This window comes from Paraburkholderia strydomiana (genome assembly GCF_046030495.1).
In the GTDB taxonomy this organism is placed as follows: domain Bacteria; phylum Pseudomonadota; class Gammaproteobacteria; order Burkholderiales; family Burkholderiaceae; genus Paraburkholderia; species Paraburkholderia strydomiana_A.
This window is the reverse complement of the sequence record NZ_JAQQCJ010000029.1, coordinates 43,045-55,568: the sequence shown is the minus strand read 5'-3', so window position 1 is coordinate 55,568 and position 12,524 is coordinate 43,045. Positions and strand designations below refer to the sequence as shown.

General features: G+C 66.6%; 15 protein-coding genes. 8 read left to right on the top strand and 7 right to left on the bottom strand.

From position 1 onward, the window contains the following. Positions 1-233 precede the first annotated feature (233 nt). A complete protein-coding gene (pdxR, locus tag PQQ53_RS29310) occupies positions 234-1,751 on the bottom strand; it encodes a MocR-like pyridoxine biosynthesis transcription factor PdxR (RefSeq protein WP_408328058.1) in 1,518 nt (505 codons plus the stop codon). Positions 1,752-1,869: 118 nt separating this feature from the next. Here pdxR and PQQ53_RS29305 point away from each other — a divergent pair, with 118 nt between their 5' ends. After that, positions 1,870-2,598, top strand: coding sequence for a GNAT family N-acetyltransferase (locus tag PQQ53_RS29305; protein ID WP_408149645.1), 729 nt, complete (start codon positions 1,870-1,872; stop codon positions 2,596-2,598). A gap of 164 nt (positions 2,599-2,762) precedes the next feature. After that, a complete protein-coding gene (locus PQQ53_RS29300; protein WP_408328055.1) occupies positions 2,763-3,425 on the top strand; it encodes a VC0807 family protein in 663 nt (220 codons plus the stop codon). A 9-nt stretch (positions 3,426-3,434) separates the two neighbouring features. On the opposite strand, the gene PQQ53_RS29295 is transcribed toward PQQ53_RS29300, so the two are convergent. Then, positions 3,435-4,301, bottom strand: a complete 867-nt coding sequence (locus PQQ53_RS29295; protein WP_408328051.1) for a LysR family transcriptional regulator — start codon at positions 4,299-4,301, stop codon at positions 3,435-3,437. Positions 4,302-4,425: 124 nt separating this feature from the next. Between PQQ53_RS29295 and PQQ53_RS29290 the strand changes: the two genes are divergently transcribed. From PQQ53_RS29290 to PQQ53_RS29265, 6 genes are all read left to right on the top strand, one after another. After that, positions 4,426-5,379, top strand: a complete 954-nt coding sequence (locus tag PQQ53_RS29290; RefSeq protein WP_408154236.1) for an AEC family transporter — start codon at positions 4,426-4,428, stop codon at positions 5,377-5,379. A 243-nt stretch (positions 5,380-5,622) separates the two neighbouring features. Beyond that, positions 5,623-6,453 carry a helix-turn-helix domain-containing protein gene (locus PQQ53_RS29285; RefSeq protein WP_408328048.1) on the top strand — a complete coding sequence of 277 codons (831 nt, stop codon included), beginning with the start codon at positions 5,623-5,625 and terminating at the stop codon, positions 6,451-6,453. Between the two features lie 161 nt (positions 6,454-6,614). Next, complete coding sequence (locus PQQ53_RS29280; protein ID WP_408328045.1) at positions 6,615-7,580, top strand: quinone oxidoreductase family protein; 966 nt, start codon at positions 6,615-6,617, stop codon at positions 7,578-7,580. Positions 7,581-7,619: 39 nt separating this feature from the next. Then, complete coding sequence (locus PQQ53_RS29275; protein WP_408142064.1) at positions 7,620-7,796, top strand: DUF1427 family protein; 177 nt, start codon at positions 7,620-7,622, stop codon at positions 7,794-7,796. A gap of 123 nt (positions 7,797-7,919) precedes the next feature. Continuing rightward, positions 7,920-8,498: a DUF4337 domain-containing protein gene (locus tag PQQ53_RS29270; RefSeq protein WP_408142062.1), complete on the top strand. Its 579-nt coding sequence runs from the start codon at positions 7,920-7,922 to the stop codon at positions 8,496-8,498. Between the two features lie 77 nt (positions 8,499-8,575). Continuing rightward, on the top strand, positions 8,576-9,193 hold the full coding sequence (locus PQQ53_RS29265; RefSeq protein ID WP_408328042.1) for a LysE family translocator: 618 nt from the start codon (positions 8,576-8,578) through the stop codon (positions 9,191-9,193). Between the two features lie 38 nt (positions 9,194-9,231). Here PQQ53_RS29265 and PQQ53_RS29260 read toward each other — a convergent pair whose 3' ends face one another. The 5 genes from PQQ53_RS29260 to PQQ53_RS29240 form a co-directional block, all read right to left on the bottom strand. Continuing rightward, on the bottom strand, positions 9,232-10,506 hold the full coding sequence (locus tag PQQ53_RS29260; protein ID WP_408328040.1) for an RNA polymerase sigma factor: 1,275 nt from the start codon (positions 10,504-10,506) through the stop codon (positions 9,232-9,234). Positions 10,507-10,510: 4 nt separating this feature from the next. Continuing rightward, a complete protein-coding gene (locus PQQ53_RS29255) occupies positions 10,511-10,918 on the bottom strand; it encodes a VOC family protein (protein WP_408142056.1) in 408 nt (135 codons plus the stop codon). A gap of 68 nt (positions 10,919-10,986) precedes the next feature. Further along, positions 10,987-11,514 carry an SRPBCC family protein gene (locus PQQ53_RS29250; protein ID WP_408328037.1) on the bottom strand — a complete coding sequence of 176 codons (528 nt, stop codon included), beginning with the start codon at positions 11,512-11,514 and terminating at the stop codon, positions 10,987-10,989. Between the two features lie 87 nt (positions 11,515-11,601). Then, a complete protein-coding gene (locus PQQ53_RS29245) occupies positions 11,602-12,015 on the bottom strand; it encodes a YciI family protein (RefSeq protein ID WP_408142052.1) in 414 nt (137 codons plus the stop codon). A gap of 144 nt (positions 12,016-12,159) precedes the next feature. Further along, positions 12,160-12,513, bottom strand: a complete 354-nt coding sequence (locus tag PQQ53_RS29240) for a YciI family protein (RefSeq protein ID WP_408142051.1) — start codon at positions 12,511-12,513, stop codon at positions 12,160-12,162. Positions 12,514-12,524: the final 11 nt, after the last annotated feature.

Genomic DNA, 12,524 nt, shown 5'->3' with positions numbered 1-12,524 from the left:
AACAATAGCTTTCTTCATGCCCGGGCCTGACGGCGGCCCGCGACGCGCCTCTCGCGCGATGGTGCAGTGCGGCGCACCAGGCATGCGCTGCGGGCGATCCGCCAAGTCCGGCAGTATCGGACGCATCGAAATCGCCGCGCATAAACGACACGATAGCGCGACATGGGGCGCGCGGACAAACCTAAAAACTTACTCGCGCGACACGGCGGCCGGCGCGACCGTCGAGAGGCCCGTCAGGTGGCTTTCGACACGGCTTTCGGACCGCGTCGCGCCTCGCCCTCCAGCTCGCGGGCGAGTGCGGCCAACGTGTCGACAGCGGGCGCCAGCCGCTCCGCGGCCGTGTTGCCGTAGCCGATCACCAGTCCGTTTGTTTCAGCCCGCTGCTGCAACGCGAAACCGGATAGGGCGCGCGGATTGAGCCCCCTGGCGAGCGCGTGTTCGACGAGGATTCGATCGGCCACCTGCGCAGGCAAGCGCAACGTCAGATGCATGCCGCAATCGCCGCCCAGAATCCGTGCCGGCGCGAAGTGCGCGGTGAGCGCATCGCGCAGCGCCTGCTGACGCTCGCGGTACAGACGCCGCATGCGCCCGAGATGGCGCCCGAACTCGCCGCTGTCGATGAAATGCGCGAGCGCCAACTGCTCCAGCCGATGCCCGCCGCGCAGCATCTCCTGCAACGCGACGGCGGTGTGCTCGGCAATCGCCCGCGGCAAGACGACGAAGCCGATGCGCAGCGCCGGAAACATCGTCTTGCTGAACGAGCCGACGTACAACACCGGCGCGTCATCGACGAGCCCTTGCATGCTGGCGATCGGCTCGCCGGTGTGGCGGAATTCGCCGTCGTAGTCGTCCTCGATCAGCCACGCGCCGCAGCGCCGCGCCTGCGCGATCAACTCCAGACGGCGCGCCACCGACAACACCGCCCCTGTCGGATACTGATGCGCGGGCGACGTGTAGATCAGCTTCGGCGGCTGCGCGAGCCACGCGTCGGCAGGCGCGGCCATGCCTTCGGCGTCGACCGGCATCGGCAGCGTGCGCAGATCGCCGAGATTGAACGCGGCCTTGGCGCCGCGATAGCCGGGGTCCTCGACCCACGCGAGGTCACCGGGATTGGCGAAGAGCCGCACGCACAGGTTCAGCGCTTCCTGCGCGCCCTCGGTGATCACCACCTGTGCGCCGTCGCAGCGCACGCCGCGCGCCATGCGCAGATGCGCGGCGATCGCGTCGCGCAACGCCGGTTCGCCGGCCGGCGTGCCGTAGCCGAGGGCGAGCGGCAATGCGCGCTCCATCGAACGTTCGAGCGCGCGCCGCCACGCGCCCAGCGGGAAGCGGTCCAGCGCGGGCGTGCCGGGCGTCAGCGGAAAAGTGTTGTCGGCATGGGTCTGGGTCGCCGCGAACTGCGCAACGCGCGCCGCGTAGGCCACTTCGGGCGCGGCCGATCGAACCGGCACTTCGCCGCGCGCGGCCGGGCTGGAAAGCGGGCTCACGCGGGTGCCCTTCCTGTCCGCGATCACGTAGCCGACGGCGGCCAGATGCTCGTAAGCGATCACTACCGTGTTGCGCGACACGCCCATTTCCGCGGCGAGCAAGCGCGACGAAGGCAGCAGCGAGCCGGCGGGCAAGCGCCCCGTGAGGATCGCCTGCTGCAAACGCTCGATCAACTGCTTTTGCAGCGGCGCGGGCTTCGTCGCACCGCCGTCGGCGGTGCCTGCTTCGAGCGGGTGAGCAAGCGGGCCTATGATCTCGATCATCGCGGGCTGGATCTATCGAATAGGGTTGTCCTGGATCTTTTGAACATACCACGTTTGCCGTATCGTTCATGATCATTGACGCGCATTCACGAACCTTCACGAACCACGGAGAGCAGACATGGAACCCAGACGTAACGCGTTCGACCAACCGATCGGCACGCCCGTGCCGAACTGGAACGGCGCCCAGGCGCCCGGCCGCGAACCGCTGGTGGGCCGCTATTGCCGGATCGAACCGGTGGACGTCGAGCGTCATGCCGAAGATCTGTACGACGCGTACAGTTCGGCCGCCGATGGCCGCGACTGGACCTACCTCGCGGTGGGTCCGTTCGACAGTCTCGCCGCGTACCGCGAGCATCTGACGCGCGCCGCCGCGTCGACGGACCCGCTGCATTACGCGGTCATCGACCTCGCGACCGGCAAGGCGGTCGGCACGCTGGCGCTGATGCGCATCGACCGGGCGAACGGCGTGATCGAAGTCGGCCACGTCACGTATTCGCCGCGCCTGAAGCGCACGCGCATTGCCACCGAAGCGATGTTCCTGCTGATGAACCACGTGTTCGACGCGCTCGGCTACCGGCGCTTCGAATGGAAATGCGATTCGCTGAACGAGCCGTCGCGCGCCGCCGCGCTGCGCTACGGCTTCACGTTCGAGGGGATCTTTCGCCAGGCGATCGTGTATCGCGAACGCAATCGCGATACCGCGTGGTTCTCGATCATCGATGGTGAATGGCCCGCGCTGCGTGCCAGCTATACGCGTTGGCTCGACGCGGGTAATTTCGATGCGCAGGGGCGGCAAGCCGAGCGGTTGGTGGATCTCATCGGGCGGGAAAGGGCGGCGGGTGGCTGAGCGTTGAGGCACGCGGTGGTCATGCCGGCGTGACAGGCGGCGCACGCTGCACGCGGCAAAGCATGACAGGCGAACAGACTTCGCCCTACACTGCGCTGATACGTTTGCACGAGTTTGCATGAGTGCGCCTCCCGCATCCTTGCCACCCCGTCACCACCCAGCCGATGAAACCCCGCCTGCGCTACCTCAGCGCACTGCTCATCAACGTCGCCCTGCCCTGGCTCGCCTACCGGCTCGCGCTCCCGCACTGGGGCCAGCTCGGTGCGCTGAGCGCGTCGGCGCTGCCGCTGATCGCCTGGATGAGCGTAGACCTGCTGCGCTACCGCCATTTCGACGCGCTCAGCGCGCTCGTGCTGGTGGGCATCGCGATGTCCCTGCTGGTGCGGCTCGTCGGCGGGGATGCGCGCATGCAGTTGATCGAAGACCCGATGGTGTCGGGACTCGTCGGCGCGTCGTTCCTCGCATCGCTCGCATTGCGGCGGCCGCTGGTGTTCTATCTGGCCCGCTCGACGATGTCGCGCGAAGACCATCGCAGCGCCGAGAGCTTCGAGCGGCACTGGCGCGAGCGCCCGACGCTCGCCGCCTATATCCACCTGATGACACTCGTGTGGGGCATCGGCATGGTCGGCGAGAACCTCTTGCGCAGTGCCATCGTCTGGCACTCGCCGAACGACCCGCGCTCAGCGCTCGCCTCCAACCTGCTGCGCTACGGTGTCTATGCCGCGCTGACGCTGTGGACCTTCTGGCTGCGCCGCCGCATCAAGCAGGACGCGCTGCGCTATCCGAGCGATAACGAAGCCCCCGCCAACCCGCTCGCCAGCCCTTGAGCTTTTCCATCACGCCAGTTCAAGAAACCGCGCGAGACAAGGATTGCGATTCGCGGGCGACCACGCCAACACCTGTTCGATGAGCGGCGCGTCGGCCAGCGGCCTGAACACCACGCCCGCAAGTTGCGCCTTGCGCATCGACGACGGCACCAGTGCGACGCCCACCCCTTCATCGACGAGACTCAGCACCGTCTGCTGCAATTGCACCTCGAAGCGGATATCCGGCTCGAAGCCGCCCGAGCGGCAATGGTCGAGGATCGTCGCACGCAGACTCGGCGCGACATCCTCGGACGCGAGCACGAACGGCTCGCCCGCCAGTTGCCCGATCTTCAGACGCCGCGCGCGGGCGCGCGGATGGCTGCGCGACAGCGCGACGCACAGCGGCTCGCTGAGAATCGTGCGGGTGGCGAGGCCCTTGTCGGGCACGTTCGGGAACATGATGGCCGCGTCGATCTGACCGGCGAGCACCTGCGCGGCGAGATCGTTCGACACGACTTCGCGCAGATTCAACGTCACCTCAGGATACGCGACGCCGAAGACCCGCGCATAGCCGGGCACGACGCTATACGCGGAACACATCGTGAAGCCGATCGAGAGCTTGCCGGCGTCGCCGTGCGCGGCGGCCTGCGCATTGCTGACCGCCTGCTCCACCGACGCGAGAATCGCCTTCGCGTCGGCATAAAAGCGCTCGCCGGCCGCGGTCAGCGTGACGCTGCGCGGGCTGCGCTCGATCAACGTGACGCCGAGGTTCGCCTCCAGCGCCGCCAGTTGCCGGCTCAACGGCGGCTGCGACAGGTTCAGACGCGCCGCCGCACGGCCGAAATGGCGCGTCTCGGCCAGCGTCACGAAATAGCGCAGCGGCTTGATATCGATCACGATGCACTCCCGCCGGATGGACGATGCAAAAAAGGTATTATCGAAGCCAAAAAACAGTATTGGATTGTATCAACGCAAGCCACTACGCTGGCGGGTTGTCTGTCCGCTCACACTTTTCCCACCGATGTTAGCCACCCTCGAGATTCTGCTTCCCGTCTTCGGCCTGATTTTCGCGGGCTTTGCGTGCCGCCGCAGCGGCGTGCTCGGACCGAACTCCGCGTCGGAACTGAATCGCTTCGTGGTCTGGCTCGCGCTGCCCGCCCTGCTATTCGACACGATGGCGCACGCCACCTGGCGGCAGTTGTATCAGCCCGCGTTCGTCGCGACCTTTTCGATTGCGTGCGTCAGCGTGTTCGTGCTGATTCTCACGACACGGCTGCTGAGCGGCCAGCATCTCGCCGACGCCAGCGTCGATGCGATTGCGGCGTCGTATCCGAACACCGGCTACATCGGCTTTCCGCTCGGCATGATCGCGTTCGGCCAGGCGAGCCTGACGCCGACCACGATCGCGACGATTCTCGTCGCCTGTGTGCTGTTCGCGTTGGCGATCGTGCTGATCGAAGTCGGCTTGCAGACCGAACGCACGCCGCACAAGCTCGGCCTGAAAGTGCTGGGCTCGCTCGCGCGCAATCCGCTGATCGTGTCGCCGATCGCGGGCGTGCTGTTTGCGAGCCTGCACGTCCCGATGCCGGCGAGCGCGGAGACGTTTCTGAAACTGCTGGCAGGCGCGGCGAGTCCGTGCGCGCTGGTGAGCCTCGGCCTGTTCCTCGCGGAGAAGCGACCGTCGGGTGCAGGTGCTGGTAGTGCTGGTGGCGTTTCGCTGCTGCTGACCGGCGTCAAGCTGCTGGTGCAGCCCGCGCTGACATGGTGGCTCGCCGCGCGCGTGTTCGGCCTCGCGCCGATGCTCGTGGAAATGGCAGTCGTGCTGGCCGCGCTGCCGACCGGCACGGGACCTTTCATGCTCGCGGAGTTTTACCGGCGTGAAGCGCACATCACGTCGCGGACCATCTTGCTGTCGACGGTAGGGTCGGTGGTGACGTTGTCGTTGCTGCTGTTGTTGATGGGCCATCGCACCTGAGCCGCAGCGTACGGCGCGTGAATCTTGATCGCCGTGAATCGAGGCACGGCTAGATCCGATATGCAGGTCGGCGGCACGCGCCTTTAAGCACACCGCCGATTCTATCGTCCTCGCGCTCCCGCCGGCACACGCCGCGCGGCGCCTGCGACGACACACGCCTGCCCCCACCTCGCGCTATGCTTCGCAAACGGGCCGGTCAGGCCCGCGATCCCGACATACGAAGCGAGACCACCCCGACCCGCCGTGCCCAAAGCCCGCCCACCCGAACTTCACGACGACGCCGACGCCCGCTCGCTCGCGCGTCGCTATCCGCGCGGCCTGCGCATCGACCCGCACTCGCACACATGGGCACAAGTGCTGTATGCGGTATCCGGCGTGATGTGGGTCGAAGCCGGCCGCGAAGCGCTCGTCGTGCCGCCGCAGCGCGCGGTCTGGTTGCCGGCCGGCACGCTCCACTCGATCCACATGATGAGCGACGTGGAGATGCGCAATCTCTATCTGCATGAGCGCAATGTCGGTCATCTGAGCCGGCGCAGCGACGTGTTCGAGGTCAACGGCCTGCTGCGCGAACTGATCACGTCGATTGCCGAACATGAGCGCACCCGCGCGCGCGATCAAACCTATCTCGATGCCGCCTACCGTCTCGCCATGCTGGAACTCACGCACGCGCCGCGCTCGTCGCTGCGCATCGCGCTGCCCGATGCGTCGGACCGGCGGCTCGAAGCGCTATGCCGCGCGGTGATCGACAATCCGTCGATCGCAATCAGCTTCGAGCAGCACGCGGCATCGGTGGGCGCGAGCGGGCGCACGCTCGCGCGGCTCTTCATGCGTGAACTCGGCGTAGGCTTTGCGCAATGGCGACGCCAGGTGCAGCTGGCGGTGGCCGTGTCGGGGCTCGCCGAGGGACGCCCGGTCAGCAGCATCGCGCGCTCGCTTGGATTCCAGCCGAGCAGCTTCAGCGACATGTTCCGGCGGGAACTGGGCGCGCCGCCGACCGGCTTCGATCCTGGCGGGACGCTGAGCGAGGCGGCGGCCGATGAACCGCGGGAAGCGACGGGTAATAGCAGGCGTTGAAGAGGCCGCGCCCTGCACACAGCCACAGCCACAGCCACAGCCACAGCCACCCATTGTCCGAAATTCGAAAGCTCTTGTCCTGACGCCCGCATGCCAGTCACCTAGACTACGCTCATCCCGCCACACGGCGCAGCACAAGAATCCACCTGGAGCGACTCACGATGAAAGCGATTCAGTTCAAGTCTTTTGGCAACCCCGAGGTGCTCGAGTACATCGACCTGCCGACGCCGCAGGCCGACGCAGGCAGCGCCGTCGTGCGCATCATGGCGGCCTCGGTGAATCCGAGCGACGTCAAGAACGTGTCCGGACATTTCGAGCACACGGTCCTGCCGCGCACGCCGGGGCGCGACTTCAGCGGTGTGGTGGTCGACGGTCCGCCGGCGTGGCTCGGCGCCGACGTGTGGGGCACCGGCGGCGACATCGGCTTCACGCGCGACGGCACGCACGCGGAGTTCATCCGCATCCCGCTCGCCGGGCTGTCGCGCAAACCGGCCACGCTGACTCATGCCGAAGCGTCCGCGATCGGCGTGAACTTCGTGGTCGCATGGCTCGGCACCGTCGAGTACGCGCAACTGCGGGCCGGCGAAACCATTGCTGTGATCGGCGCGGGCGGCGGCGTCGGCGGCGCGGTGGCACAGATCGCGAAGGCGCGCGGCGCGCGCGTGATCGCCGTCGATCGCCATCCGCTCGATCCGAACACGCCGGCAGGCCGCCTGACCGACGACTACGTGCCGTTCGACGAACACGTCACCGAGCGCCTGCGTGAATTGACCGGCGGCGCGGGCGCGGACGTGGTCTACGACACGGTCGGCGGCGTCGCGTTCGAGACCGCGCTGAGCCTCGTCAAACGGCGCGGCCGGGTGCTCGAAATCAGCGGGACGGGCAAGCGTCGCGTCGAGTTCGATCTGATCGACTTCTATCACAACGAGACCCAATTGCTCGGCGTGGACAGCGCGAAGCTGGGTGTCGCGGAATCGGCGCCGTTGATGACGGCGCTGGTCGAAGGCTTCGAAAGCGGCAAGCTGAGCGGGCCGGCCATCGCGCAGGAGTTTCCGCTCGAACGGGCGCGCGAAGCCTATCAGGCAGTGGCCGGCGGCACGCGCGGCCGCGTCGTCATCCGCATGTGAGTGCCATTGAGGCCCGCCTCCCACAGAAGGACAACGGACATGAAAGCCTATTTGCTCTCGCTTGCCGCCGGGGTGGTGGTCGGGCTGCTCTACAGCGTGATGGAAGTGAAGTCGCCCGCGCCGCCGGCCGTCGCGCTGGTCGGGCTGCTCGGCATGCTCGGCGGCGAACATGTGCTTCCACTCGTGCGCACGTGGCTCGCGTCGGGCATTCACTGAAGCGCCTGCGGCTCTGCTGACACCCGTCCCTTTTCCGTCGCCGCGCGCCACACGTTAAGATTGAGCCCCTCGCGCCGGCGCACGGCCCGGTGACGAAGAAGAAGCATTGCCTCGGAGAATTGGATGTCATCAGAATATGAAGTGCATGGTCCGCACGACCATGCCGTCGAACACGCCGGCCGCCACGACGCGGACCCGTTTGCAAGCCGCATGGCCGTGATGACCGCGATCCTCGCGACAATCGGCGCGCTGTGTGCGTACCAGAGCGGCAACAGCGAAAACCTCGCCCTGTTCTACAAGAACGAAGCCGCGATCAAAAAGACCGAAGCGTCGAACCAGTGGAATTACTACCAGGCGAAGGGCGAGAAACAGAACCTCGCCGAACTCGGCGCGGCGCTGTCCGCGGGCAATAGCGACGCCCACGCGAAATTCCTCGCCGACGTCGACAAATACAAGCAGCAGAAAGCGCCGATCCGCGAGAAGGCCGAAGCAATCGAAAAGGAAGTCGTGGACAATGACAGCCGCAGCGAAACGCTGCTGCACGGCCATCATCGCTGGGCGCAGGCTACCCTGCTGATCCAGGTGGCGATTGCGCTGTCCGCGATCACCTTGCTGACGCGCAAGAACTGGCTGCGCAATCTGTCGTTCGCCGTGGCGGCGGCGGGTGTGGTGACTGCGGGCGTCGCGTTTCTGGCGGCTTGAATTTCACACGGGCATCCGCCGCGCGCGCGTTGTTCGCTCACCGCGCCGTGCCGCAGATGCGCAATCGGGAGTGTCGTATGGTTGATGGCTCCGCCGTTCTCGGCGTTTTCTCGGTGTACATCGCCGGCGTGGTGATTCCCGGCCCGAACTTCGTCGCGGTCGCGCACAAGGCCGCATCGGCGACGCGTCTCGAAGCGCTTGCGGTGGTCGCCGGCATCGTGCTGGTGAATCTGTTCTGGGCGACTTGCGCGATCCTCGGCGTCGGCATCGTGTTCGCCGCGTTCCCGTGGCTCGCGCTCGCGGTCAAGGTGACCGGCGCCGCTTATCTGATCTGGTTCGGCGGGCGGTTGATCGTCAACGCGTCGGCCGGCAAGCCGGCCCCCACGGTGGATGCGCCGGCAGGCGGTTTCCGGCAGGCGTTCGCGCAAGGCTTCGCGACCAACATCGCGAATCCGAAATCGATGGCGTTCTTCGCCGCGGTGTTCTCGTCGGCGGCGCCCGCGCATGTCAGCGTCGGCACGTTTGCCGCGATGCTCGGCATGGTGTGCGTCGTCGCGAGCAGCTGGTACGGCTTCGTCGCGCTGACGCTGTCGCATGCGCGGATCGCATTGGCGTACCGGCGCAGCAAGGCGTGGGTCGATCGCGTGTGCGGCGGTCTGATCGTTGCACTGGGCGTGCGTCAGCTGATCCGCTAGCGCGCTCGCTGACGTTTCAACGCGGTTTCAATGCGGTGTCAATGCGCGAGGCCCCGCGCGCGTTCGAGCAGCAAGTCGCGCTCGCGTGCGTTGCGCGTCATCGCGGCGGCGCGTTCGAACTCGGCGCGCGCTTCTTCAACGCGCCCGAGTTTCATCAGCAGATCGCCGCGCACGCTGGGCAGCCAGTGATAGTTCGCGAGCGCCGTATCGGCGGCGAGCGCGTCGACGATCTCAAGACCTGCAGCCGGGCCGAACGCCATCCCCACCGCCACCGCGCGGTTCAACTCGACCACCGGCGACGGCGCCACCTGCGCAAGCGCGTCGTATAGCGCGACGATCTGCGCCCAATCGGTATCTTCGGCGCGGCGCGCGCGCGCATGACATGCGGCCAGCGCGGCCTGCAACGCGTACGGACCGCTCGCGCCGCCCAGCGCGTGCGACTGGTCGAGCGCGGCGAGTCCACGGCGGATCAGCAGCGGATCCCAGCGGCTGCGATCCTGATCGAGCAACAGCACCGGACGGCCCTGCGCATCGGTGCGCGCATGCGTGCGCGAGGCCTGAATCTCCATCAACGCGACGAGGCCGTACACCTCGCTCTCGCCGGGCACGAGCCCGACGAGCACGCGTCCGAGCCGCAAAGCTTCCTCGCATAACGCCGGACGCATCCAGTCGTCACCGGCCGTGGCCGAATAGCCTTCGTTGAAAACCAGGTAGATCACCTGCAGCACCGACGCGAGCCGCGGCGCGCGCGCGTCCGCCTGGGGCACCTCGAACGGCACCTTCGCCGCGGACAGCGTGCGCTTCGCGCGCACGATCCGCTGGGCGATGGTCGGCTCGGGCACCAGAAACGCGCGCGCGATTTCGTCGGTGGTGAGGCCGCCGAGCAGGCGCAGCGTGAGCGCGACGCGCGCATCCGTCGACAGCACCGGATGGCACGCGGTGAACACCAGCCGCAGGAGATCGTCGCCGATATCGTCGGCGCGCGCGGCATCGAGGCTATCGACGAAATCCGGCACGAGGTGCGCCTCGCGCGCATCGAGATCGTGGCCCAGCTCCTCGCGCTTGCGGGCATGCAGCGCTTCCTGCCGCAAGCGGTCGAGCGCACGGTTCTTCGCGGTCGCCATCAGCCACGCTCCCGGATTGTCGGGCACGCCCGCAGCGGGCCAATGTTCGAGCGCGGCCACGAGCGCGTCCTGCGCGAGTTCTTCGGCAAGGCCCACGTCGCGTACGATCCGCGCGACGTGGGCGATGACCTTGGCGGACTCGATCCGCCAGACTGCCTCGATGGCACGATGGGTGGCCTGCGTCGTCACGGCCTCAACCCGCTGCCTGCGCGTTCGGGTCCATGCAGATCAGCTCCCAGATATGCCCGTCGATGTCTTCGAAGCCGTGCCCATACATGAAGCCGTAGTCCTGTGGCGCGCGCGGCACCGTGCCGCCGGCGGCGAGTGCTCTCGCGACCAGCGCATCCACCTCGCCGCGGCTCTCGCACGACAGACCCACCAGCGCTTCGGTGCTTTCCTTTGGATTGCAAAGCGACTTGCGCGTGAAGGACTTGAACAGGTCCTTGACCAGCAGCATCGCGTAGATGTTTTCGCCGAGGATCAGACAGGCCGCCTGCTCGTTGGTGAACTGCGGCTCGAAGCTGAAGCCGATCGTGCTGAAGAAGGCTTTCGACCGTTCGAGATCGTCGACGGCGAGATTCACGTAAAGCTGCTTGTGCATGACGAAGTCCCTTTAATGCGTTGTGGACGGGGCGCTCAGCGCCGCGCGAATCAGCCAGCCGGTTCGCCTCAACTCGCCTCGGCCAGCGTCTTCAGATGGCTCAGGCCGTCTTCGAAGTCCTCGCCGACCATCCGGTCCATGCTGACGAACACCTGCGCCAGCTTCGACAGATACGGCGCGGGACCGTGCATCGCCCAGGTCACCTCGGTGGCGTCGCCCTGCGGCTTCAATGCGAACTCGGCCACGTTGTGCGCTTCGAACGGCGTGATGATATCGAGCTTCATCGTCACGCTCGACGCGGCCGTCGTATCGACGATTTCCATCTGCCCCTCGCCGAGCTTTTCGCCCTGCCACGCATAGCGCGCACCCTTGCCGTCCGGCCTGCCGCTGTACGTGCCTTGCGCTGTGGGGTCCTTGCGCAGAAACGGATTCCACAGGTTGAACCGGTGCAGGTCGTCGATCAGCGCATAGATCCGCTCGGGCGGCGCCTGAATGCGCACGCTGCGTTCAATCCGGAAGCTGTCGGGCCGGGTCGCCGCATAAGCGAGCAGCAGGGCCACCGCCACTAGTACGACGAGCGCCGAGTTCTTGAGCATGATGGTTCCTTTCGGAGGCGTTGTTCGGCTCGATGCGGGATGCGCATGGAAGCGGCGTGCCGGTCGGCAAGCACGCCGGCTCGCGGCTCATCGCCGCGACGCTTCCAGATTTCGAAACCGCTCCACCTCGGGACCGGGCTCGAAATCGTCGAGTTCGAACAGTTGCCGCACTTCGATTTCACCATCGGCCTGCTCGCCGAACGGCGCGGGAAAACGCCGCGCCCATTCCATTGCCTCTTCTCGCGAGCGCACCTGGATCAGCGTATAGCCTGCGATCAGTTCCTTGCTCTCGGTGAACGGCCCGTCGACGACCGTGCGCCTGCCGCCGCTGTAGCGGATCCGCCAGCCTTTGGAACTCGGCTGCAAACCGGTGGCGTCGAGCAGCACACCAGCTTTGGCGAGTTCTTCGTGATACGCGCCCATCGCGGCCATCAGGGACGCTTCCGGCATGTCGCCCGCTTCGCTGGCGGCCGTCGCTTTAACCAGGATCATGAATCGCATCGCCATTGCTCCTTTTTGTCGAGTGAAGAGCCTTGTGCATGGCCGGCTCCTTACACACACGACGAGCAATGCGCGGCAAGATCGACACGGCTGCCTGCGCCCCAGGGAAAACCCGGGCGCCCCGCAACCGCGAGACGTTGTCGATTACATGAAACACGGTCCGAGCTTGCGCACTTCGACCGTACACCACGACGCCGCCGGGCAGGCTTGCGCGATCGCCACCGCTTCTTCGCGGGTTTCACAATTGAGCAGGAAGAAGCCGCCGATCATTTCCTTCGCTTCGGCGAACGGGCCGTCGAGCAGTTTCGGCTGTCCGTCACGGACCTGCACGCGCACGGCATCGCTCTGGGAAGTGAGGGATTCGACCGCGAGCAGTTTGCCGCGCTCCTTGAGGTCGGCGGCGAAATGCACCATCTGGTCATAGACTTCGCGCCCCGCGGCTTCACCGCGCTCGACGCGCTGATTCGGGGGTTCGACGATGAGCAACATGTAAGACATGGTGTCTCCGA

Bases quoted from the DNA above. Each gene is read 5' to 3' on its own strand.
- PQQ53_RS29305 (WP_408149645.1), top strand. From the start codon at position 1,870: ATGGAACCCAGACGTAACGCGTTCGACCAACCGATCGGCACGCCCGTG.
- PQQ53_RS29275 (WP_408142064.1), top strand. From the start codon at position 7,620: ATGAAAGCCTATTTGCTCTCGCTTGCCGCCGGGGTGGTGGTCGGGCTG.
- PQQ53_RS29300 (WP_408328055.1), top strand. From the start codon at position 2,763: ATGAAACCCCGCCTGCGCTACCTCAGCGCACTGCTCATCAACGTCGCC.
- PQQ53_RS29240 (WP_408142051.1), bottom strand. From the start codon at position 12,513: ATGTCTTACATGTTGCTCATCGTCGAACCCCCGAATCAGCGCGTCGAG.
- PQQ53_RS29280 (WP_408328045.1), top strand. From the start codon at position 6,615: ATGAAAGCGATTCAGTTCAAGTCTTTTGGCAACCCCGAGGTGCTCGAG.
- PQQ53_RS29250 (WP_408328037.1), bottom strand. From the start codon at position 11,514: ATGCTCAAGAACTCGGCGCTCGTCGTACTAGTGGCGGTGGCCCTGCTG.
- pdxR (WP_408328058.1), bottom strand. From the start codon at position 1,751: ATGATCGAGATCATAGGCCCGCTTGCTCACCCGCTCGAAGCAGGCACC.
- PQQ53_RS29290 (WP_408154236.1), top strand. From the start codon at position 4,426: ATGTTAGCCACCCTCGAGATTCTGCTTCCCGTCTTCGGCCTGATTTTC.
- PQQ53_RS29245 (WP_408142052.1), bottom strand. From the start codon at position 12,015: ATGCGATTCATGATCCTGGTTAAAGCGACGGCCGCCAGCGAAGCGGGC.
- PQQ53_RS29270 (WP_408142062.1), top strand. From the start codon at position 7,920: ATGTCATCAGAATATGAAGTGCATGGTCCGCACGACCATGCCGTCGAA.
- PQQ53_RS29265 (WP_408328042.1), top strand. From the start codon at position 8,576: ATGGTTGATGGCTCCGCCGTTCTCGGCGTTTTCTCGGTGTACATCGCC.
- PQQ53_RS29255 (WP_408142056.1), bottom strand. From the start codon at position 10,918: ATGCACAAGCAGCTTTACGTGAATCTCGCCGTCGACGATCTCGAACGG.